The sequence below is a fragment of the Pseudomonas sp. Ost2 genome (assembly GCF_018326065.1).
Lineage (GTDB): Bacteria > Pseudomonadota > Gammaproteobacteria > Pseudomonadales > Pseudomonadaceae > Aquipseudomonas > Aquipseudomonas gingeri.
In genome coordinates, this window is sequence record NZ_AP021904.1 from 7,199,000 (window position 1) to 7,221,557 (window position 22,558).

Consider the following 22,558-nt stretch of genomic DNA (forward strand, 5'->3'; position numbering starts at 1 on the left):
GGTGTCTTCAGGTGGCTTTGACGACGATCGCCGTAATGTTGTCGGGGGCGCCCCGGGTCAGGCCCAGGTGCACCAGGCTGCGCACCACCTCATAGGGATCCGGGTGGCCGAGCACGTCGCGGATCTCCGCATCCTCGGCGGTCTTGTTCAGACCGTCGCTGCACAGCAGGTAGCTGTCGCCGGAGAGCACCTGGAAGTTGCTCGTCGACAGTTCCAGTTGCGCCTCGACGCCAATCGCCCGGGTGACGATATTGGCCCGTGGATGCACCCGCGCCTCGGCCTCGCTGAGCAGGCCGCTGTCCTGCAGGTCCTGGACATAGCTGTGATCGCGGGAAATGCTCTCCAGCTGGCCGTCGCGCAGGCGATACAGGCGGCTGTCGCCGGCCCACAGGCAGACCGCGGCATCGCCGCGCACCGCCAGCAGGACCACGGTACTCCCCATCATCGCGACACCCCGGTTGCTCGTTTCCTCGCGGACCGCCGCGTTGACCTCGGCCAGCCGCGTGCGCAGGGCATTGCTGTAGATCGCCAGGGAGTCCGATGGCGGAATGCGCCGCAAGGTGTCGACGATCAGGCTGGCGACGTAATCGCCCGCCGCGTGACCGCCCATGCCATCGGCGACGGCCCACAGGCCGGCATCGGGCAATTCCAGGCAAGCGTCTTCGTTGATCTGGCGAACCATGCCGACATGGCTGTAGCTGGCGGACTGATAAGTGATTGCAGGTGTGCTGGACATCTAGTTCGACACTCCGCTGCCCAACAGGAAACTGCCGAAATCGGCGGTCGCCGGCAACCCCGTGCAGCGCATCAGGCCGGCGGCGATCCGCTGCGAACCACGTCCCCACCACAGACTCGCGCCGACACAGGCCTGCTCGGCCAGGGCCAGGCCACGACTCTGCGCATCGAGCGCGGCAAAGCGCTGCAACCCGGCGAAATCGCAGGTCGGGGGCTTGTTGGCAAACAACAGTGCGCCGAGGTCCTGGACGCCCTGGTCGAAGGCCTCGAAACCGGCCTCTTCTTCCAGGGTCGCCAGCAACAGCGCCTCGGCCTGTTCGAACCAGTCGTCGGCGCCGCCCACCACCGTCGCCAGGGCATGCCCGGCGTCCAGCGGCTGGGCGATGGTCAGCGGAAAATAACGGCCGACCCGGTCGATGCTCGGCATCAGCACGCCGGCGATCGCCTCGGGCCCACAGACGCCCGGTGCCAGGACAAAACGCCAGAGCGGGCTGACCAGGTACACATTCAGCCAGTCGCTGCCCAGTTGCTGCTGGCTGGCGAGCAGGCCGGACGCCAGCCAGGCGTCCCAGGGCTGCACGAAGCCCTGGGGCAGGCCGCGACTGACAAAGTCGCCGCGGCTGGCCAGCTTGCCGTAGAAACCCACTGTCGTCATAGGCGCTCCGGCAGGCTGAAGCCGCTGAGCACACGACTCTTGAACGGGTTGAAGGCGCTGTTGGCGCGCAGCTCGTAGGAGATGCTCGCGCCGTCCACGCGCAAGCGCAGGTTGAAGCGGTCCGGGGAATTGCCGGCGTCCAGGTCCGACTGCTCCAGCAGGCGGAACCAGGCCCACGGGCCATCCAGGGTGATGCCGGAACGACCGGTCGCCGAGGGCGGCGAGATCGACAGGCGGACCACGCCGATACTTCCGGGGTTGGGCCATTGCATCGCCACCGGCCGGCTCGGGCCGTGGTCGTAGCTGATCTGCTGGCCATCGAGGTCGAGCAGGAACTGGGTGATCGAGGCATCCATCGCTACCGGCTTCAACTCGAAACGCACGATCGGCTGAGTGCCGCCGGAGCGGAAGAACGCATCGCGAATCGACGCGGCGCGCTGGAAGGTCTGCAACACGCCCGGTGCGATCCCCAGCTTCTGCGCGGCACCCGGCTGCCAGCGCCAGGTCGCCGCCGACGTATCGACGTAGGGCTGCAGGTATTTGCGGAAGTAGTTGTCCATCACCCCGCCCACCCCGAAGAACTGGCCGAAGTCATCCAGGGTCGCGTCCCGGGCACTGCCGGAGGCCAGCGGATAACGGCCGCTGAGGGACTGCCGGTAGACATTCACCACTTCGCTGGTCCAGGCCGCGTTCAGCTGGTTGCGCACCCCGCCCATCATGCTGTTGGTGGTGGAGCTGACCACCGACTTGACCAACCCCTGGACCAGCGGTGGCTGGCGCTCGGCGGTCAGGCTGACCCGCGCGGCGGCGGCGCTGGCCTGGTTCTTCGCTTCACCGAGCAAGGCATCGCCACTGGCACCGACCATGGCGCTGACCTGCACATACAGTGCGTTCATGTCCGCCAGCAGGCCATCGATGGCCGCCGGCTCACCCTCGCCCTTGTTGACCAGGGCATTGAGTTCGGCGAAGTGCGCGCTGACCGGGTCCTCGCCCGCCGCCGCCGGCGCGGTGCCGGCCGCCTGTTCCTGGCCGAGCATCGAACCCAGGCGCTGCTTGATCTGGTCGACCCCGCTGTCGACCTTCTTGCCCTGGGCCGCCAGCAGGCGTTCTTCCTGCTGCAGGTCGGTTTCCCTGGCCACCGCCACCAGCAGTTTTTTCAGTGGCGAGGTCGGTCCGGATATCACCCGCAGGACATCGGCCGCCTGGGCCACGCTGGTGATCGGCACAAAGTCGATATCCGCCAGCAGGGCATCCCACTGGCGCAGGTAGTCCTGGAAGTACAGGCGGCGCACATCCGCCGCCAGGCTGGCGACATTCTGTTGCTCGGCCTGGTCGCGCCCCAGTACCCACTGCTCTTCGGCCAGGGTTCCGGCCTGGCTCAGGCTGCTCAGCAGGAACGCCTCGCGATAGCCCCTGGCGGTGAAGAAGCCGCTCAGGGGATCGCCCAGGGGCTTGCCGCTCTTGCGACTGAAGACCAGCGCGGCATCGCGACCGGCGGCTTCGTTCAGGCGGAAATCGGGCACCCCTTCCGGCAGCTTCTGGCGCTTGACGCGGTCGTAGACCCGCTGCGCCACCGGCAGTTGCTGCAACTGGCGGCGCAGGTCGTCGATCAGCCGCTCGTCCAGCCGGGCATTCGGCGGACGGCGCTCGAACAGCGCCTTGAGGTGCTCGCCCAGAGCCAGCCGCTGCTCCGGCGGCAGGTCACGGGGCAGGCTGCGGTCCCAGTCGAGGGCGATCCAGGCCTTGATGAACTCCGGATCGTAATGCTCGTTGTCGGCCAGCATCAGGTAGGCCTTCAGCCCCTCGTAGAGGAAGTCCGAGTTGCCGCCGCCGTGCAGTTGTTCCTCGACCCGGGTCAGCAGGCGCGGCGCGAACACCGCGATCAACAGCTTGCGATAGACACTGGCGGACTCGGCCTCGAGCATGTCGCCCTGATACAGCCCCAGCCCTTCGGACCAGCCCGGCGCATCGCCGGCCAGGTGCCTGACCGCGTTGAGCAGCGGCAGCACCGCCAGCACATCGCGCTGCGCCGGGCTGAGGTTCTGCACGCTCTGGCCCAGCGGCGCGACCTTCTGGTCGACCTGGGCGATATAGGCCTGGTTGGCGCGGTAGCTCACCAGCCACAGCGTGCCCACCAGGAGCACCACCGCGACCGTTGCCGCCAGCACGCCACGGGCCAGCCATTTGCGTCGGCGCTCGACCTTGGGGTTGACGCCGACCAGTCCGCGCTCGGCGAAGGCCACGGCGGTGAACAGCTTCTCGATGAAATAGCTGCGCCCGGTACCGCTCTGGCGGGCCAGTTGCTGGCGGTCCAGGTTCATGCTCTGGGCCATGGCACCGATCAGGCGGTCGATCGGGCTGCCTTCCTGGGTGCCGCTGGTGAAGTACACGCCGCGCAACAGCGCCCGGTCTTCATAGGCGTTGGGCTTGAACACGCCGTCGAGGAAGCTCTGCAGGCATTCCTTCAGCGCGCCGAACTGCTGCGGGAAACCGTAGATCAGGTCGCGCCGCGCCGGGTCGCGTTCCTGCTGCAGGCGCTCCACCAGGCGGGCGTTGAGGCGCTGCTCAAGCGCGGCGAATTCGCTCTTGAAATGCAACAGCGGACCTTCGGCGTTCTTGCCGTCGTCCAGGGCAAAGGTCATGCCCCAGACCTGTGCCCGTTCTTCCTTGCTCAGGGCATCGAAGAACTCCATGAACCCCGGCACCAGGTCCAGCTTGGTCAGCATCAGGTAGATCGGGAAGCGCACCCCGAGCTGGGTGTACAACTCCTGGATCCGCGCGCGGATCGCGGTGGCATGGGCCGCCCGCTCCGCGTCGGTGCTCAGCAGCAGGTCGGACAGGCTGATGGCGATGAAGGCGCCGTCGATGGGCCGGCGCGAACGCTGGGTCTTGAGCAGGTCGAGGAAGCCCAGCCAGGCCGCCTTGTCCACCTGGGCATGGCTGTCCTGGGTGGTGTAGCGCCCGGCGGTGTCCAGCAGCACCGCTTCGTCGGTGAACCACCAGTCGCAGTTGCGCGTGCCACCGACCCCGCGGATCGCCCCGGCGCCGAGTTGCGCGGCCAGGGGGAAGTGCATCCCGGAATTGACCAGCGCGGTGGTCTTGCCCGAACCCGGTGGGCCGATGATCACGTACCATGGCAACTCGTACAGGTTGCGCCGCTCGTCACCGCCGAGCTTGGCCTTCTTGAGCAGCACCAGCGCCTCGTCCATGCGTTGGCGCAAGGTCGCCAGCTCCTCGGCGGTGGCCACGCTGGCGGGGTCCGGCGCGGTTTCCGCGGCCAGGCTCTGCATGACTTTCGCCGCCTGGCGGCGGGCCTGGATCAGGCGGAACAGGCGATAGCCGATCCACACCGCGAAGATCAGGATGATCAGCGCCCAGCGCCGCCCTGGCGGCACCAGCGCTTCCAGCAGCGGGCCGACGAACCAGATGATCAGGCTCAGGGCGATCAGCCCCAGCAACGGGATCACCCAGCGAATGACAAAACCGAAAAACGCCTTCACTCGACTCCCTCCGCCAAGACTGTGATTTCCACCCGACGATTCTTCGCCCGGCCCTCGGCCGTGGCGTTCGAGGCCAAGGGCTCGGTGTCGCTGCGCCCTTCGGCGCTGAAACGTTCCGGCTGGCCGGTCTTCGCCGCGAGGATCTGCAACACCTGCTCGGCCCGCGCCTGGGACAAGGCCCAGTTCGACGGGAAGCGCAGGGTGGCGATCGGGCGGTTGTCGCTGTGGCCGGTGACCCGCACCTGGCCCTTGACCTTGTGGATAGCGTCGGCGATGCGCAGCATCAGCGGCTGGAAGTCATCGACGATGCTGGAGCTGGCCGAGGCAAAGAGTTCGTCGCCGCGAATGGTCACCACCGAGCGATCGACCTTGTCTTCGACGGCGACCTTGCCGGCCTTGATCTCCTCGGCGAGGAACCCCGCCAGGCGCGGCCGCTCCACCAGCTTGGGCTGCACCACCGGACGGTCGATGGTCTGCACCGGGATCTCGCCCAGGGCATGGATATTCCTGAACACCGGCTCGGCGTCGGCGGCCAGCTTCAGGCGCAGGCCGAACAGCAGCGCCAGCAGCAACGCCAGACCGATGGCGACACCGACCCAGGGCGGCATGAACTGGCTCAGGCGGTCGCGTACCACGCTCAGGCCGCGCCAATGGGGCGACAGCTCGCGCTCGTACTCGCCACGGGCACTGCGGATCGCCGCGCTGGTGCGTTCGCGCAGGGCATCGAGCTGGCTGCGACCGTCGTTCATCACCCGATAACGACCTTCGAACCCCAGGCAGATGCACAGGTACAGCAGCTCCAGCAGATACAGGCGTTCGCGCGGGCTCTGCAGGCAATGTTCGAGCAGCTGGAAGACCTTTTCGCCACCCCAGGCCTCGTTGTGCACAGTGATCAGCAGGCTCTGCTTGCCCCATTCACTGGCGCTGCCCCACGGCGTGCTGAGCACGGCTTCATCGAGGGCGGTGCACAGCGCGTAGCGCGCCAGCAGCACTTCGTTGCGGGCCACGCCGGCGGCTTCGGCGCGCTCTTCGAACTGGCGCAGATAGGCCAGCAATTGCGCGCGCAGGCTCGCCGGTGCCGGGTGGGCGATGGTGTTGCGCAAGCGTGTCAGCAACGCCAGCAACGGGCCGGCGGCGCTTTCCAGCGGGTTCAGGCCCTGGGACTGGCCCAGCGGCAGCGGCGCGGCCGGCATCGACAAGGGCGCCACCGGCTCGGCCCGGGCAGCGGCTTGCGGCTCGCGGCCACCGGGACGCGGCATGAACTGGGTACGGTCGTTGGGGACCGGCGCGGGCTGGCCCAGCGGATCTTCATTGGAGTGCATCGCGGCTTATCCTCGAATGGCCCAGAAGGCCAGGTTCAACCCCGGAAACTCGCCGGCGACATGGAACGCGAAGCCGCCGGAGTGGATCAGTTGCTTCCAGTGCTCGCTGCCACGGTCCAGCTCGTAGTAGGTGGAACCGGCGTGGAACGGGATCTGCCGCGGCGCCACCGGCAACGGCAACAGACCGATACCCGGCAACTGCAGGTTGACCAGGTCGCGGATGTGCTCCACCGAACCGATCTTGCTTTGCTGGGCAAAACGCCCGCGCAGGGTTTCGCTGGGGATATCGGCACGCACCACCAGGATGAAGCTGGCGTTGTCGATCAGGGTCTTGTCGGCGAGCATCGCCACATGGATACCGTAGGCTTTCTCGACGATCGGAATCGGCGTGGCCTTGCTGTCGATCAGCATCGACAAGGCTTCGCGCAGCGCCTGCATGACCGGGGCGAAGCTCAGCACCAGGGCATCGTGCTGGTACTGCGGATACTCGGCAGGACGCCGGCCGCTCTGGGAAAAGGTGGCAAACTCGCCGGCCAGACTCACCAGTTCGCTGTAGAAACGCTCGGGGTGCAGCGGGCTCAGCTGGCTCAGGTGATTGACCAGCGGCTCGGCGCGGTTGACCAGTTGCAGCAGCATGAAGTCGGCGATCTCCGAGGCACCGCCGGCGCCCGAAGCGACGACCCGCCCGGCCAGGGCTTCGCCACGCTGGTGCAGGAGGCCCAGCAGCTCGCTGCGAAAGGCCGTCAGCGGCTTGCTGGCGGCCACGTCCAGCACCGGCGGGATATAGCTGTCGTCCAGCACCAGGGCGCGGTCGGCACGTTTTTCCTTGATCCGCACCAGGCCGATGGCGGCGTAGTCGCTCAGGCCATCGCCGGTGGTCAGCAGGCGCAACGCACGGGAGCCCACGGCCACCGGCGCACGGTTCTCGAACGGGGCGTTGTCGTCACGCACTTCGCGCACCTGGCTCAGGTAGCGTGCGCCGCCGAGTTCCTCGCCTTCGTCGACGGTATCGCGGGCACCGGCACGCTTGAGCGGCAACGCCAGGTAGATCACCCCGTCACGCAGGCTGTCCTCGATGCTCAGCGGGCTCGGCGCCACGTCGTCATGGGGAATATTGAACGGCGTGCCGTCCGGCAGCAGGCCCCGGGCGGAAACGATGGCCAGCTTGCCCTGGGCCAGCAGGCCCTGGTCGATCAACAGCTCGGAAAAACCCCAGGCACCGACCGCCAGCGGGCGGCTGCGGGCGTCGATCAGGTTTTCCAGATAACGGTCATGCTGCTGGAAGTGCTGCGTTCCGATGAACATGCCTTCCGACCAGACCACTCGATTGTTCCAGGACATGGCTTCTCCGTTTGCCTAAGGGGCGGTGCGTTCGACGGCGCTGCGCACGGCACGCACATCGAGGCTGATCTGATAGTCGGTGACTTGCCGGGGCGGCACGTTGAGCACGCTGCGCCAGAGCGCCTGGTCGATTTCGCGATAGCCCACCACCAGCCCGACCTGGCGGGTCGCGGGATTGAGCGGGCGCTCGACACTCAGTTGTTCGCCGGGCTGGACCAGCACCTCGTCCTGATCGACAAGATCGGCACCGAGGGTGGCCTGGGCCCGTTCGGCCAGGGCGAAATAATCGGCACGGCTGAAGTTGGCGGTATTCTTCAGCTCGAAAATACGCACGCGCACCGGGGCCGGCGCGCCGTTGGCGCCAGGGTTGAGGCCAGCGATGGCATGGAAATTCAAGACAACGGTGGCGCTATCGGCAACCGGGCTATCGGCGGGCGCTGGAGCCGCCGCATCCCTGGCACATGCGCTCAGCAGCAGTGTCGCGGCTGCGGCGAGTAAAGCTCGGTGAATCATCCTGCGTCCTCAATGACGTGCTGAACTATCCGTTAAATCCTGTGTTGCAAAAAATCGTTGGCGCCGTGGCGCTGCTACTGGCGCCTTCGCGGGCAAGCCCGCTCCTACAGGGGTCCAGGCGTACACAAAATCTGCGCAAGACCCGGACATTGTGGGAGCGGGCTCGCCCGCGAAGAGGCCCCCGTGGCCACCCCACTAGCCCCGGCGCAATCGCGCGCTGTGTTCTTCATAGGCCCGGCTGAACTCCCGCCCGAACAGGTCCTGGAAGTCCTCTTCGGCCTCGCGGGAGATGTTCGTGTACAGCTCGGTGAACTGTTGCCAGTACTGTGCCTGACGCGAACCGCTGAACAGGTTCGACAGGCCGCCGGGCCGGCTCATGCGGGCCTCCAGTTCGGCCGGCTCGAAGCGCTTGAGCAGGTGCTTGATCGCCGCTTCCACCCCGGCCATGACCGCCAGCTGGTGGGCCCGCAGGTCATCGAAACTGTCCCGCACCGCCTGGTCCGGGGCCATGAAGGCCTGGTTGCCATGGCGCAGCAGCAACAGCAGCGCCTCATCGGCGTTCGGGGCAAATTTCAGCGGATTGTTTTCCACCGGGCGGATCATCGTCTGCTGCATGCGGAATTCGCCCTTGAGGCTGCTGCGCGCCCGCAGGACATCGATCAGTCCTTCGACCATCAGCCGATAACTGCGACCGATGGCCTCCATCTGCGCTTCCACCTGGGCGCCGTCGATACGCAACTGATCCAGGCCCGCACCGCGCAGGAAGGCTTGCAGCAGGGCCGCCTGCGACCCGGCCGTCGACGGTGAATCAACGGCCGGCGCCACAGGGGCCACGAGCGGTTCGACCACTGCCGCGAGCGGCGCGGGAATCGGCTCGATAATCTCCGGTATCGCTACCGGGACCGGTGGCGGCGGGTTGATCGCCACCTTCGGCGTATCGCCGAACAGGTCCCAGTCTTCAGGAATCACCCCGCCGGCGGGAACAACCGCGGGTGCGGCCACGGCAACCGGCGGGCTCAGGGGGGTCGGCGGACGGAAATCATGCTGCTGCGCCGGCACATGATCCGGCTGGGTGGCCGGCGGCACGCTGGTGGGTGTCAGGAAATCGAACAGGTCGGGCAAGGTATCCATCGCCGAGCCGCCCTGGAAATGCACCGCGGGCGTATTGACCGGCACAGGCGTCGGCGCTGGCGCGGCACGCCCCATCAGCGCCTCGAAACTGTTGGAAGAGTCCACGCCGGAAAACGCGGCATCGGCCAGTTGCAGGTTGAAGTCGATGCGTGCGCGGATCTCGTATTCACCGATACGGATAACTTCGCCATCCTGCAATGGCTCGCTGTTACCCCTGCGCAAACGGATACCGGCATTGACCAGTTCCACTCCATTGGTGCTGTTATCGGTCAGATAGTAACGTCCGTCCTTATATTGAATAACGCAATGTCGGGAAGAAACCAGCCGCTCCGGATCGGGAAGTACCCAGTCATTTTCAGAACTACGGCCAATTGCCATCACTCCCTTGTCCATGGATTTCTCGGGACATTGGCCGGGGGTGATCTTGTGATAACTAGTGATAGTCAAACACAGCGACATTGCGCCTCCTTGCAGTACTTCCACGCGCGGCCAGCCCGCCACAACGACCTTGCGGCGAGCCCCGTCCGGGCCTTGCAAACCCTGGATAAAAACCTATTGATTTCAGCCAGTTCGGCGAAACTACCGGATTCTACCCACAATTTTCTTACAATCGTACACGGCATGACCCATGAGTCGTCAGCCTTGCCGAGTCCGTCACAACGGTAACAAAGGGCAGATAGCTTACCTTGACAAGCCCCAAGTACTACACCAAAAATGCACAACTTCTCGTTTATACATGATGGCTACGTGATATCAAGCAGCCAATATCAACGAGAACTATGAGACTTTCCTCCCGGGAACTTTCACAGGAAATAGCTGGCACTTTGCCAGCAGATAAGGAGATCGATTTTGCTGGACGTGCCGTTGTTGCTCGCCGCTGTTTCCGCGAACTCGCCCTGTGGCGAGGACCTGGAATATGACGCGCAATTCTTGCAATTGGAGCGCGACGCCCAAGGCAAACCCGAGCGTAGCATGGGCGATTCGGTGCAACCTGCCGAGCCCCCGCCTGGCGTGCCATCGAACAGTCGAGCACGTCCCTGCTGCAGCGCAGCAAAGACCTGCGCATCACCCACTTCCTGACGCAAAGCGCCCTGGCCCTCGACGGTTTCGCCGGCCTGAACGATGCCCTGAACCTGATCAGCCAGCTGCTCCAGCAGTACTGGGCCGAGCTTTACCCGCAGCTCGATGCCGATGACGACAATGACCCCACGGTGCGGGTCAATGCGCTCTCGGGCCTGGCCTGCGAGACCAATGTCCGCCTGCTGCGCGAAAGCGTGCTGACCCGCTCCCGGGCCTTCGGCACCGTCACCCTGCGCGCGGCGCTGAACGCCAGCGGCCTGCAGAGTTTCTCCGACGAGAGCCTGAACGCCGACGAGCTGGGCGGCGCCCTGCGCGACAGCGATCCGCAGCAACTGGACGCCGTGCGCCGTAGCCTGACCGAAGCCCGCAGCGCCCTCGACGCCATCGAGCGCTTCGTCTCCGAACAGGTCGGCTCGGCCCAGGGCGTCGACCTGAGCGCCTTGCGCCAGCTGCTCAAGCTCGCCTTGCAGGTGCTCGCCGAGTACGCCCCGGACAGCGCCGGCGAGCCGGAAACCGAGGCCGCCGAAAGCCCCGCCGACACCAGCGGATACCCCCGGTCGACGCCCCTGCAGCCGCGACTCCACGCGCCACGGGCGAGATCGGCAACCGCGACGACGTGTTGCGCAGCCTCGATCGGATTCTCGCCTACTACACTCGCCACGAGCCCTCGAGCCCGTTGCCGGTGCTGTTGAACCGGGCGAAGAATCTGGTCCACGCCGACTTTGCGGCGATCGTGCGCAATCTGATTCCCGATGGCATGTCCCAGTTTGAAAACCTGCGTGGTCCCGAGGGCGAGTAAGCCCCCGCGGAATGCGCAGTTACGTTAACGGCAGACACCGATGACGCCTACACCGTCGCAGCAGCGACCAGGAGCAGCAACGTGGCGAAGCAAAGTTCTCAGAAATTCATCGCGCGCAACCGCGCGCCACGGGTCCAGATCGAGTACGACGTGGAACTCTACGGCGCCGAGAAAAAGGTCCAGCTGCCCTTCGTCATGGGCGTGATGGCCGATCTCGCCGGCAAGCCCGCCGAACCCCTGGCCGCGGTCGCCGACCGCAAGTTCCTGGAGATCGACGTCGACAACTTCGACTCGCGCCTCAAGGCCATGCAGCCACGAGTCGCGTTCAACGTGCCGAACGAACTGACCGGCGAAGGCAACCTGAGCCTGGACATCACCTTCGAAAGCCTGGACGACTTCAGCCCCGCCGCCGTGGCCCGCAAGGTCGACTCGCTGAACAAGCTGCTCGAGGCGCGGACCCAGCTGGCCAACCTACTGACCTACATGGACGGCAAGACCGGCGCCGAAGAAATCATCATGAAGGCCATCAAGGATCCGGCGTTGCTCCAGGCCCTGGCGAGTGCGCCAAAGCCCCAGGACTCCGAGCCCAGCGCTTAATCAGGACGAACGATCATGACCCAGTTGCAGCAAGACAATCAGCCTCTGCAAAGCGGCACCACCGAACCCAGCGAGTTCGCCAGCCTGCTGATGCAGGAGTTCAAGCCCAAGACCGAGCGTGCCCGCGAAGCCGTCGAAGGCGCCGTGCGTACCCTCGCCGAGCAGGCCCTGGCGCAGACCAGCCTGGTGTCCAACGACGCCATCAAGTCGATCGAATCGATCATCGCCGCCATCGACGCCAAGCTCACCGCGCAAGTCAACCAGGTGATCCATCACCCTGACTTCCAGCAGTTGGAAAGCGCCTGGCGCGGCCTGCACTACCTGGTCAACAACACCGAAAGCGATGAACAGCTGAAGATCCGCGTGCTGAACATCTCCAAGCCGGAACTGCACAAGACCCTGAAGAAATTCAAGGGCACGGCCTGGGACCAGAGCCCGATCTTCAAGAAGATGTACGAAGAGGAATACGGTCAGTTCGGTGGCGAGCCCTACGGCTGCCTGGTGGGCGACTACTACTTCGACCAGTCGCCGCCGGATGTCGAGTTGCTCGGCGAGCTGTCCAAGGTCTGCGCGGCGATGCACGCGCCGTTCATTGCCGCCGCCTCGCCGACGGTGATGGGCATGGGCTCGTGGCAGGAACTGTCGAACCCGCGTGACCTGACCAAGATCTTCACCACTCCGGAATACGCCGGCTGGCGTTCCCTGCGCGAATCCGAAGACTCGCGCTACATCGGCCTGACCATGCCGCGCTTCCTCGCGCGCCTGCCGTACGGGGCCAAGACCGATCCGGTGGAAGCCTTCGCCTTCGAAGAAGACACCGACGGCGCCGACAGCAACAAATACACCTGGGCCAACGCGGCCTACGCCATGGCGGTGAACATCAACCGCTCGTTCAAGCACTACGGCTGGTGCTCGCGGATTCGCGGCGTCGAGTCCGGCGGCGAGGTCCAGGACCTGCCGGCCCACACCTTCCCGACCGACGACGGCGGCGTGGACATGAAGTGCCCGACCGAGATCGCCATCTCCGACCGGCGCGAGGCCGAGCTGGCGAAGAACGGCTTCATGCCGCTGCTGCACAAGAAGAACACCGATTTCGCCGCGTTCATCGGTGCCCAGTCGCTGCAGAAACCGGCCGAATACGACGACCCGGACGCCACCGCCAACGCCAACCTGGCCGCCCGCCTGCCGTACCTGTTCGCCACCTGCCGTTTCGCCCACTACTTGAAGTGCATCGTTCGCGACAAGATCGGCTCGTTCAAGGAAAAGGACGAAATGCAGCGCTGGTTGCAGGACTGGATCCTCAACTACGTCGACGGCGACCCGGCTCACTCCACCGAAACCACCAAGGCCCAGCACCCGCTGGCGGCGGCGGAAGTGGTGGTCGAGGACGTCGAAGGCAACCCGGGGTACTACACCTCGAAGTTCTTCCTGCGTCCGCACTATCAGTTGGAAGGCCTGACGGTTTCGTTGCGCCTGGTATCGAAGCTGCCGTCGGCAAAAGGGGCGTAACCCCAAACCTTGTGGGTACCACCCACCCTGCAGGAGCCGGCTCCCGCAAGGGGCCGTGTAACCCTCGATAACAGCGAATCCGCCCCCTACCTGGCGGGTCCTGGCTAACAACATCGTGGTGAAGACCACACTGGAGAAAACATGGCTGTTGATATCTTCATCAAGATCGGCGACATCAAGGGCGAGTCCCAGGACAAGGCCCACAAGGACGAGATCGACGTCCTGAACTGGAGCTGGGGCATGTCCCAGTCCGGCAACATGCACATGGGCGGTGGCGGCGGTGCCGGCAAGGTCAATATCCAGGACCTGTCGATCACCAAGTACGTCGACAAGTCGTCGCCGAACCTGATGATGCATTGCGCCAGCGGCAAGCACGTCGACAAGGTCACCCTGGTGGTGCGCAAGGCCGGCGGCGAAAGCCAGGTCGAGTACATGAAGATCGACCTCGAGGAAGTGCTGATCACCTCCCTGAGCACCGGCGGTTCGGGCAGCGATGATCGCCTGACCGAAAACGTCACCCTGAACTTCGCCCAGGTGATGGTCGAGTACCAGGAACAGAAGGCCGACGGCTCCAAGCAGGGCGGCCCGGTCAAGTTCGGCTGGAACATCCGCTCGAACACCAAGCGCTGATCCCCGCGCCCCCGACGCCTGGCGTCGGGGGCGTCTGGCGTTACCCCCGAATTCGATTCACTCCCGGTGCCCGAGCATGGCCAAGCCTTCGTTTCCCGATCAGCGCTGCTGCCATCCCAGAGCGGCCCGCCCCCATGACGTTCGGACGGGCGACGTTGCGCCATGAGTAGCGTGCCCAGCGACTTCGCCCTGCGCGAACGCCTGCAACCGTCGCTGCTCGACCGGCTGACCGACGACGAACCCGGCCATCTGCAGGAAGGCACGGACAAACGCGTGTTGTCCCTCAGCCAGCTCAAGGCCTCGGTGCTGCGTGACCTGACCTGGCTGCTCAATACCACGTCGCTGCTCGACGCCGACGCCACCGTGCACACCCCGGCGGGCACCTCGGTGATCAACTACGGCCTGCCGGCACTGGCCGGCTACAGTGCCTCGAGCATCGATATCCCGGTACTGGAAAGCCTGATCCACAAGGCCATCGTCACCTTCGAGCCGCGCATCCTGGCCAGCACCTTGCGGGTCCGCGCCCAGGTCGCCTACGGCGAGATGAACCACAATGCCCTGAGCTTCGAGATCGAGGGCGATCTCTGGGCGTTGCCGGCCTCCCTGCCATTGCTGCTGCGCACCGACCTCGACCTGGAGTCCGGCCATGTACGCGTGGTCCCGGCCGAGCAACGGAGACGTTCATGAACCCGCGCCTGCTCGACCTCTACAACCAGGAACTGCAGCACGTGCGCGAAAGCGCCGCCGAGTTCGCCAAGGAATACCCGAAGATCGCCGGGCGCCTGACGCTGTCCGGGATCGACTGCGCCGACCCCTATGTCGAGCGCCTGCTGGAAGGTTTCGCCTACCTCACCGCGCGGGTGCAGCTCAAGCTCGACGCCGAGTACCCGACCTTCACCCACAACCTGCTGGAAATCGCCTACCCGCACTACCTGGCGCCGACCCCGTCGATGACCGTGGTGCAACTGCAGGCCGATCCCGACGAAGGCTCGCTGGCCGGCGGTTTCACCCTGCCCCGCGACAGCGTGCTGCGCGCCACCCTGGGCAAGGACACCCAGACCTCCTGCGAGTACCGCAGCGCCCATGCCGTGACCTTGTGGCCGCTGCAGGTCAGCCAGGCCGAGTACTTCGGCAATCCTTCGGCAGTGCTCGGGCGCCTGGCCGCCAGTGAGCCGAAAGCCAAGGCTGGCCTGCGCCTGACCCTGCGCACCGGGGCCGAGCTGCCGTTCAACCAGCTCGACCTGGACAGCCTGCCGCTGTATCTCAATGGCGCCGACGAGCAGCCGTTCCGGCTCTACGAGCAACTGCTGGGCAATGCCTGCGCGGTCTTCGCCCGTGCCCCCGGCGGCGACTGGGTCGAACGCCTGCCGCCGGATGCCCTGCGCGCCTGCGGCTTCGATGACCGGGAAGCAGCGATGCCGGTGGTGGCCCAGGCCTTCCAGGGCTATCGGCTGCTGCAGGAATACTTCGCCCTGCCGCAACGCTACCTGTTCGTCGAGTTCGCCGGGCTGGGGCGCGCGGTCAAACGCTGCGCCGGCCAGGAGCTGGAACTGATCGTGCTGTTCGAGCGCTTCGACCAGAGTCTGGAAGGCAGCGTCGGCAGCGCGCAGTTCGTGCCCTTCTGCACGCCGGCGATCAACCTGTTTCCCCGTCGCGTGGACCGCATCCACCTGTCCGACCGGGTCAACGAGCACCATGTGATCGCCGACCGCACCCGGCCCATGGACTTCGAGATCCACTCGCTGACCGGCGTCACCGGCCACGGCACCGGACCCGACCAGCCGTTCCTGCCGTTCTATGCCGTGCGCGATCCGTCCCGCTATGGCCGCGACCAGGCCTACTACACCCTGCGCCGCGAACCACGGGTGCTGTCCAGCGAACAACGGCGCAAGGGCACCCGCTCGACCTATATCGGCAGCGAGACCTTCATCAGCCTGGTGGACAGCCAGCAGGCCCCGTACCGCCACGACCTGCGCCAGCTGGGCGTCAGCGCCCTGTGCACCAACCGCGACCTGCCGCTGTTCATGAACGTCGGCACCGGCAAGAGCGACTTCACCCTGGCCGACAGTGCCCCGGTGTCGGCGGTGCGCTGCCTGGCCGGGCCGAGCCGGCCGCGCGCCAGCCATGCCCATGACAACAAGGCCTGGCGCCTGATCAGCCAGCTGTCGCTGAACTACCTGTCGCTCAGCGAACAGGGCCAGGGCGCCGCTGCCCTGCGCGAACTGCTGCGCCTGTATGGCGACAGCAACGACGCCGCCCTGCACTTGCAGATCGAAGGCCTGCGCGAGGTCAGCAGCAAGGCCTGCACCCGGCGCCTGCCGATGCCCGGGCCGATCGTCTTCGGCCGCGGGCTGGAGATCACCCTGGAATTTGACGAGAACGCGTTTCGCGGCACCGGGGTGTTTCTCCTCGGCGCGGTGTTCGAACGTTTCCTGGCACGCTATGTGTCGATCAACAGTTTTACCGAGACGGTGATCCGTACCACCGAACGCGGCGAGATCATGCGATGGAAAGCCAAGCCCGGACGCCGTCCGACCCTGTGAGCACGCTCACGGCGATGCAATCCGAGCCCTGGGAATACGATTTCTTCCAGGCGCTGCGACGTATCGAGTGCGAATCGCCGCACCTGCCGCGCTTCGGCCATTCGTTGCGCCTGGCGGACGATCCGTTGCGCCTCGGCCAGCAGCTCGATTGCGCCTTCGCCCCGGCGACCCTGGCGTCGATGTCACCGGCCACCGAGACCACGCCGGCGCGCCTGGAACAGTTCTTCTTCGGCCTCGGCGGCCCCAATGGCCCGCTGCCGCTGCACCTCACCGAATACATGCGCGAGCGCCAGCGCAATAACGCCGACAGCACCAGCAAGCGCTTTCTCGATGTCTTCCACCACCGCCTGCTGAGCCTGTTCTACCGGGCCTGGGCCGAGGCGCGGCCGACCGTCAGCCACGACCGCCCGGACGATGACTACTGGTCCGCGCGCCTCGCCGCCCTGAGCGGCCGGGGCATGCCCAGCCTGCTCAAGCAAGGCTTGATCCCGGATACCGCCAAGCTGCACTTCAGCGGCCACCTCGCCGCGCAGACCCGCTATCCGGACGGCCTGAAGGCGATCCTCAGCGAGTATTTCGGCCTGCCGGTGGAAATCGAGGAATACGTCGGCCAGTGGCTGGAGCTGCCGGAACGCAGCCGGGTCGGGGTCAGCGCCCACCAGCTGGGCGTGGACTTCTGCCTCGGGCGCCACGTCTGGGATCGCCAGCACAAGTTCCGGATCCGCTTCGGCCCGCTGAAGCTCGATGAATACATGGGCCTGCTGCCCGACGGCGAACCCTTCCGTCATCTGGTGGCCTGGGTCGCCGAATACCTGGGACACGAGCTGGACTGGGACCTGAACCTGGTCCTCGAACAGCCCGAAGTCCCCAGGTTGCAACTCAACGGCCGGTTCCGCCTGGGCTTCAACACCTGGGTCGGCCAACCCCGAGACGATGCCAGGGACCTGATCCTGGCCCGGCATTACGCCGAACACGCCACACCAGCCCACCACTCAAGGAGCACAGAGCATGGGTGAAATCAGTCGCGCCGCGCTGTTCGGCAAACTCAACAGCGTCGCCTACAAGGCCATCGAGGCCGCCACGGTCTTCTGCAAGCTGCGGGGCAATCCCTATGTGGAACTCGCCCACTGGTTCCACCAGTTGCTGCAATTGCAGGACTCGGACCTGCACCGGCTGGTGCGCCAGTTCAACCTCGAACCGGCGCGCCTGGCCCGCGACCTGACCGAGGCGCTGGACCGCCTGCCCCGTGGCTCGACCTCGATCACCGACCTGTCGTCCCATGTCGAGGAAGCCGTGGAACGCGGCTGGGTCTACGGCAGCCTGATGTTCGGCGAGAGCCAGGTGCGCACCGGCTACCTGGTGCTCGGTATCCTCAGGACCCCGAGCCTGCGCCATGCGCTGCTGGGATTGTCGACGGAGTTCGACAAGATCAAGGCCGAGGCCCTGAGCGAACGTTTCGACGAATATGTCGGTGACTCGCCGGAAAACAACCTGGTCGCCAGCGACGGCTTCAATGCCGGTGCCGTGCCGGGCGAAGCCAGCGGTGCCATGGCCCCGAGCGCCATGGGCAAGCAGGAAGCCCTCAAGCGTTTCACCGTCGACCTGACCGAACAGGCCCGCAGCGGCAAGCTCGACCCGATCGTCGGCCGTGACGAGGAGATCCGCCAACTGGTGGATATCCTCATGCGCCGGCGCCAGAACAACCCGATCCTCACCGGCGAAGCCGGGGTCGGCAAGACCGCCGTGGTCGAGGGCTTCGCCCTGCGCATCGTCGCCGGCGACGTACCGCCGGCCTTGAAGGATGTCGAGCTGCGCAGCCTCGATATCGGCCTGCTGCAGGCCGGCGCGAGCATGAAGGGCGAGTTCGAACAACGCCTGCGCCAGGTCATCGAAGACGTCCAGGCCTCGCCCAAGCCGATCATCCTGTTCATCGACGAAGCCCACACCCTGGTTGGTGCCGGTGGCGCCGCCGGCACCGGCGACGCGGCCAACCTGCTCAAGCCCGCCCTCGCCCGCGGCACCCTGCGTACCGTGGCCGCCACCACCTGGGCCGAGTACAAGAAGCACATCGAGAAAGACCCGGCGCTGACCCGCCGCTTCCAGGTGGTGCAGGTCGCCGAGCCCTCGGAAGACAAGGCCCTGCTGATGATGCGTGGCGTCGCCTCGACCATGGAAAAACACCACCAGGTGCAGATCCTCGACGAAGCGCTGGAGGCCTCGGTCAAGCTGTCCCATCGCTATATCCCGGCGCGGCAGCTGCCGGACAAGTCCGTCAGCCTGCTGGACACCGCCTGCGCGCGGGTCGCCATCAGCCTGCACGCGGTGCCGGCGGAAGTCGATGACAGTCGCCGACGCATCGAGGCCCTGGAAACCGAGCTGCAGATCATTGCCCGCGAACACGCCATCGGCATCGATACCGGCGCCCGCCAGAACAACAGCGAGACCTTGCTGGGCAACGAGCGCGAGCGCCTGGCCGAACTGGAAAGCCGCTGGGCCGAAGAAAAAGGCCTGGTGGACGAACTGCTCGCCACCCGCGCCGAGCTGCGCGAAAGCGTCGGCGTGGTCGACAGCGAGGCCGGCACCGAACAGGGCCACGCCCTGCGGGAAAAGCTGGTCGACCTGCAACAGCGCCTCAGTGCCCTACAAGGCGAAACCCCGCTGATCCTGCCGACCGTGGACTACCAGGCGGTGGCCTCGGTCGTGGCCGACTGGACCGGCATTCCGGTGGGCCGCATGGCCCGCAACGAACTGGAAACCGTGCTCAACCTCGACCAGCACCTGCAAAAGCGCATCATCGGCCAGGACCATGCCCTGCGAATGATCGCCAAGCGCATCCAGACCTCCCGCGCCGGCCTCGACAACCCGAGCAAGCCGATCGGCGTGTTCATGCTCGCCGGCACCTCCGGCGTGGGCAAGACCGAAACCGCTCTGGCCCTGGCCGAAGCCATGTACGGCGGCGAGCAGAACGTCATCACCATCAACATGAGCGAGTTCCAGGAAGCCCACACCGTCTCGACCTTGAAGGGCGCCCCGCCGGGTTATATCGGCTATGGCGAAGGCGGCGTGCTGACCGAGGCCGTGCGGCGCAAGCCCTACAGCGTGGTGCTGCTGGACGAGGTGGAAAAAGCCCACCCGGACGTGCACGAGATCTTCTTCCAGGTCTTCGACAAGGGCGTGATGGAGGACGGCGAAGGCCGGGTGATCGACTTCAAGAACACCCTGATCCTGCTCACCACCAACGCCGGCACCGAGCTGATCTCGCACCTGTGCAAGGACGCCAGCAACGTGCCGGACCCGGAAGAGATCGCCAAGGCGCTGCGCCAACCGTTGCTGGAGATCTTCCCGCCGGCGCTGCTCGGGCGCCTGGTGACCATTCCGTACTACCCGCTCAGCGACAGCATGCTCAAGGCGATCACCCGCCTGCAGTTGGGCCGCATCAAGAAGCGCGTGGAGAGCACCCACAAGGTCGCCTTCGACTTCGACGACGCGGTGGTCGACCTGATCGTCTCGCGCTGCACCGAGACCGAAAGCGGCGGGCGGATGATCGATACCATCCTGACCAACAGCCTGCTGCCGGACATGAGCCGCGAATTCCTCACGCGCATGCTCGAAGGCAAGGCCCTGGCAGGCGTGCGGATCAGCGAGCGGGATAACGAGCTGCACTACCAGTTCAGCGACGCAACTTGACTACGCCATAACCTGTAGGAGCTGGCTTGCCAGCGATGATAGCGACACGGTGTCCTTCCAGACCGCATCGCCTGGATCGCCAGCAAGCCGGCTCCTACAAGTGTGTAGCGCTCCATCTATCGCATTCAACGAGATAATCGATGCAATTCACACAAGCCACCCGCCTGGCCCAGATCAACAGCCCACTCGGGCCGGACGTGCTGTTGCTCAAGGATTTCGGCGGCGGTGAGGAACTGGGTCGGCTGTTCGACTACGAATTGCACCTGACCTCCAGCGACGGCGCCATCGACCTGAACCAGTTGCTGGGCAAGCCCATGAGCCTCACCCTGCAATTGCAGGGCGGCGGCGCCCGGCATTTCCACGGCATCGTCGCGCGCTGCAGCCAGAATGTCAGCCAGGGCCAGTTCGCCAGCTACTCGGTGACCCTGCGCCCCTGGCTCTGGCTGCTGACCCGGACCTCCGACTGCCGGATCTTCCAGCACCAGAGCATCCCGCAGATCATCAAGCAGGTGTTCCGCGACCTCGGCTTCTCCGACTTCGAGGATGTCCTCAGCCAGCCCTACCGCGAGTGGGAATACTGCGTGCAGTACCGCGAGAGCAGCTTCGATTTCGTCAGCCGGCTGATGGAACAGGAAGGCATCTACTACTACTTCCGCCATGAAAAGGATCGCCACGTACTGGTCCTGGCCGACGCCTACGGCGCGCACCACCCGGCGCCGGGCTACGAGTCGCTGCCCTACTATCCGCCGGACGGCCAGCATCGCGAGCGCGACCACCTCAATGGCTGGCACCTGGCCCAGGAAGTCCAGCCGGGCTCGCTGGAACTCAACGACTACGACTTCCAGCGCCCCAGCGCGCGGATCGATGTGCGCTCGGCCATGCCGCGCCCGCACACCGCCGGTGACTATCCGCTTTACGACTACCCCGGCACCTATGTGCAGAGCCAGGACGGCGAGCACTACGCCCGCACGCGCATCGAAGCCATCCAGAGCCTGCATGAGCGCGTCGAGCTCAACGGCAACGCCCGTGGCGTCGGGGCCGGGCACCTGTTCAGCCTGACCGGCTTCGGCCGCCAGGACCAGAATCGCGAGTACCTGATCGTCGGCGCCCGTTACTACATCGCCCAGGAAAACCTCGAATCCGGCGCCACCGCGGCCGGCGCGCAGTTCGAAAGCAGCCTGACCTGCATCGACGCGCAGCAGAGCTTCCGTCCGCTGGCGAACACCACGCGGCCCATCGTCAAGGGCCCGCAGACCGCGGTGGTGGTCGGTCCAGCCGGCGAAGAGATCTGGACCGACCAGTTCGGCCGGGTCAAGGTGCACTTCCACTGGGACCGTCACGACCAGTCCAACGAGAACAGCTCCTGCTGGATCCGCGTGTCGCAAGCCTGGGCCGGCAAGAACTGGGGCTCGATGCAGATTCCGCGGATCGGCCAGGAAGTCATCGTCAGCTTCCTCGAGGGCGATCCCGACCGGCCGATCATCACCGGCCGGGTCTACAACGCCGAGCAGACGGTGCCCTACGACCTGCCCGCCGCGGCGACCCAGAGCGGCATGAAAAGCCGTTCGAGCAAGGGCGGCACGCCGGCGAACTTCAACGAAATCCGCATGGAGGACAAGAAGGGCGCCGAGCAGTTGTATATCCATGCCGAGCGCAACCAGGACATCGTGGTCGAGGTCGATGAAAGCCACTCGGTGGGCCATGACCGCAACAAGCGCATCGGCCACGACGAAACCGTGTTGATCGGCAACAACCGGGTGCGCATCGTCAAGCAGCAGGACGTCTTGGCGGTGGGCCAGAGCAAGACCGACAGCATCAGCCAGAGCTACCTGATCGAGGTGGGCGAGAACCTGCGCCTGGTCTGCGGAGCCAGCGTGCTGGAGCTCAACGCCAGCGGCCAGATCAACCTCTGCGGCGTGCAGATCAGCTTCCATGCCAGCGGCGATGCGCAGTTCAACACCGGCGGCGTCCTGCACCTCAACAATGGCAAGGGCGCCGACGCCGCGCCCGACGGCGACGGCATGAAAGGCACGATTGACGCCAAGGTGGCGTCCGCCTTCCCCGCGCCCAAATAAGGAGCATTGCCTGCCATGACCTACCGAATCAACGAACTCCAGTTCCAGCTGCCGGACAGCGAATTGCTGGATGCCTCGATCAATATCCTCAAGTTCCCCGAACTGGGGACCTCGCTGATCGTCAGTCGCAGCGTGCTGGCCGAGGGCGAGGACCTGCGCGGCAATTTCGACACCCAGCTCAAGCGCCTGGAGCAGCAGGTCCAGGAGCTGCGTTACCAGCCGCGCCAGGATGTGCGGCTGGGGGCGGACCAGTCCATCGACGCCATCGAATTGCGCAGCCAGTTCAGCAAGGGCACGGAGAAAGTCTTCCAGTTCCAGCTGGCGTTCGTGCCTCCCGGCACGCGCAAGATGATCGCCCTCAGCTACGTCAAGGCGCAGCCCCTGGGCGATGCCGAAACCGCGCACTGGGCCACGCTCAAGCACAGCCTGACGCTGACCTGA

The 22,558-nt window shown here is 65.7% G+C and carries 17 protein-coding genes and 2 pseudogenes; 12 read left to right on the plus strand and 7 right to left on the minus strand.

The window, feature by feature from the left end; genetic code table 11:
- Nucleotides 1-7 precede the first annotated feature (7 nt).
- From KI243_RS32065 to tagH, 7 genes are all read right to left on the minus strand, one after another.
- Nucleotides 8-736 carry a protein phosphatase 2C domain-containing protein gene (locus tag KI243_RS32065; protein ID WP_017125568.1) on the minus strand — a complete coding sequence of 243 codons (729 nt, stop codon included), beginning with the start codon at nucleotides 734-736 and terminating at the stop codon, nucleotides 8-10.
- The gene (tagF, locus tag KI243_RS32070) at nucleotides 737-1,390 is read right to left on the minus strand and encodes a type VI secretion system-associated protein TagF (protein WP_017125569.1); all 654 of its coding nucleotides are present in this window, start codon (nucleotides 1,388-1,390) and stop codon (nucleotides 737-739) included.
- Nucleotides 1,387-4,890: a type VI secretion system membrane subunit TssM gene (tssM, locus tag KI243_RS32075; RefSeq protein ID WP_017125570.1), complete on the minus strand. Its 3,504-nt coding sequence runs from the start codon at nucleotides 4,888-4,890 to the stop codon at nucleotides 1,387-1,389. The genes tagF and tssM overlap by 4 nt, the downstream gene beginning before the upstream one ends.
- On the minus strand, nucleotides 4,887-6,212 hold the full coding sequence (locus KI243_RS32080) for a DotU family type VI secretion system protein (protein WP_017125571.1): 1,326 nt from the start codon (nucleotides 6,210-6,212) through the stop codon (nucleotides 4,887-4,889). Before KI243_RS32080 ends, tssM begins: the two co-directional genes overlap by 4 nt.
- Nucleotides 6,213-6,218: 6 nt before the next feature.
- Nucleotides 6,219-7,553: a type VI secretion system baseplate subunit TssK gene (gene tssK, locus KI243_RS32085; RefSeq protein ID WP_177087254.1), complete on the minus strand. Its 1,335-nt coding sequence runs from the start codon at nucleotides 7,551-7,553 to the stop codon at nucleotides 6,219-6,221.
- Nucleotides 7,554-7,568: 15 nt separating this feature from the next.
- Entirely contained in the window at nucleotides 7,569-8,066 is a 498-nt protein-coding gene (gene tssJ / locus KI243_RS32090; RefSeq protein ID WP_103032606.1) for a type VI secretion system lipoprotein TssJ, read from the minus strand.
- A 195-nt stretch (nucleotides 8,067-8,261) separates the two neighbouring features.
- Nucleotides 8,262-9,656 (minus strand): type VI secretion system-associated FHA domain protein TagH, encoded by a 1,395-nt coding sequence (gene tagH / locus KI243_RS32095; RefSeq protein ID WP_212810292.1) that lies wholly within the window; start codon nucleotides 9,654-9,656, stop codon nucleotides 8,262-8,264.
- Between the two features lie 399 nt (nucleotides 9,657-10,055).
- On the opposite strand from tagH, the gene KI243_RS33035 reads away from it, so the two are divergent.
- The 12 genes and pseudogenes from KI243_RS33035 to KI243_RS32145 all read left to right on the plus strand — a co-directional run bounded on the left by KI243_RS33035 (nucleotide 10,056) and on the right by KI243_RS32145 (nucleotide 22,558).
- Nucleotides 10,056-10,277 carry a type VI secretion system ImpA family N-terminal domain-containing protein gene (locus tag KI243_RS33035; protein WP_280529446.1) on the plus strand — a complete coding sequence of 74 codons (222 nt, stop codon included), beginning with the start codon at nucleotides 10,056-10,058 and terminating at the stop codon, nucleotides 10,275-10,277.
- Nucleotides 10,256-10,378, plus strand: a pseudogene (locus tag KI243_RS33140) (type VI secretion system ImpA family N-terminal domain-containing protein); the annotation flags it as partial. The gene KI243_RS33035 and the pseudogene KI243_RS33140, both read left to right, overlap by 22 nt.
- Before the next feature lie 452 nt (nucleotides 10,379-10,830).
- A pseudogene (locus KI243_RS33040) lies at nucleotides 10,831-11,076 on the plus strand (type VI secretion system protein TssA); the annotation flags it as partial.
- An 81-nt stretch (nucleotides 11,077-11,157) separates the two neighbouring features.
- The gene (gene tssB / locus KI243_RS32105; RefSeq protein ID WP_017125576.1) at nucleotides 11,158-11,673 is read left to right on the plus strand and encodes a type VI secretion system contractile sheath small subunit; all 516 of its coding nucleotides are present in this window, start codon (nucleotides 11,158-11,160) and stop codon (nucleotides 11,671-11,673) included.
- 15 nt (nucleotides 11,674-11,688) lie between these two features.
- Nucleotides 11,689-13,182: a type VI secretion system contractile sheath large subunit gene (gene tssC / locus KI243_RS32110; protein WP_177087258.1), complete on the plus strand. Its 1,494-nt coding sequence runs from the start codon at nucleotides 11,689-11,691 to the stop codon at nucleotides 13,180-13,182.
- Between the two features lie 141 nt (nucleotides 13,183-13,323).
- Nucleotides 13,324-13,812, plus strand: coding sequence for a type VI secretion system tube protein Hcp (locus tag KI243_RS32115; protein WP_017125578.1), 489 nt, complete (start codon nucleotides 13,324-13,326; stop codon nucleotides 13,810-13,812).
- A 171-nt stretch (nucleotides 13,813-13,983) separates the two neighbouring features.
- A complete protein-coding gene (gene tssE / locus KI243_RS32120; protein WP_017125579.1) occupies nucleotides 13,984-14,499 on the plus strand; it encodes a type VI secretion system baseplate subunit TssE in 516 nt (171 codons plus the stop codon).
- Nucleotides 14,496-16,355 carry a type VI secretion system baseplate subunit TssF gene (tssF, locus tag KI243_RS32125; protein ID WP_177087260.1) on the plus strand — a complete coding sequence of 620 codons (1,860 nt, stop codon included), beginning with the start codon at nucleotides 14,496-14,498 and terminating at the stop codon, nucleotides 16,353-16,355. The genes tssE and tssF overlap by 4 nt, the downstream gene beginning before the upstream one ends.
- A complete protein-coding gene (tssG, locus tag KI243_RS32130; protein ID WP_042935125.1) occupies nucleotides 16,319-17,371 on the plus strand; it encodes a type VI secretion system baseplate subunit TssG in 1,053 nt (350 codons plus the stop codon). Before tssF ends, tssG begins: the two co-directional genes overlap by 37 nt.
- Nucleotides 17,364-20,042, plus strand: a complete 2,679-nt coding sequence (gene tssH / locus KI243_RS32135) for a type VI secretion system ATPase TssH (RefSeq protein WP_212810293.1) — start codon at nucleotides 17,364-17,366, stop codon at nucleotides 20,040-20,042. The genes tssG and tssH overlap by 8 nt, the downstream gene beginning before the upstream one ends.
- Before the next feature lie 140 nt (nucleotides 20,043-20,182).
- Nucleotides 20,183-22,117, plus strand: coding sequence for a type VI secretion system tip protein VgrG (locus KI243_RS32140; protein WP_017125583.1), 1,935 nt, complete (start codon nucleotides 20,183-20,185; stop codon nucleotides 22,115-22,117).
- 15 nt (nucleotides 22,118-22,132) lie between these two features.
- Nucleotides 22,133-22,558: a DcrB-related protein gene (locus KI243_RS32145; protein WP_177087266.1), complete on the plus strand. Its 426-nt coding sequence runs from the start codon at nucleotides 22,133-22,135 to the stop codon at nucleotides 22,556-22,558.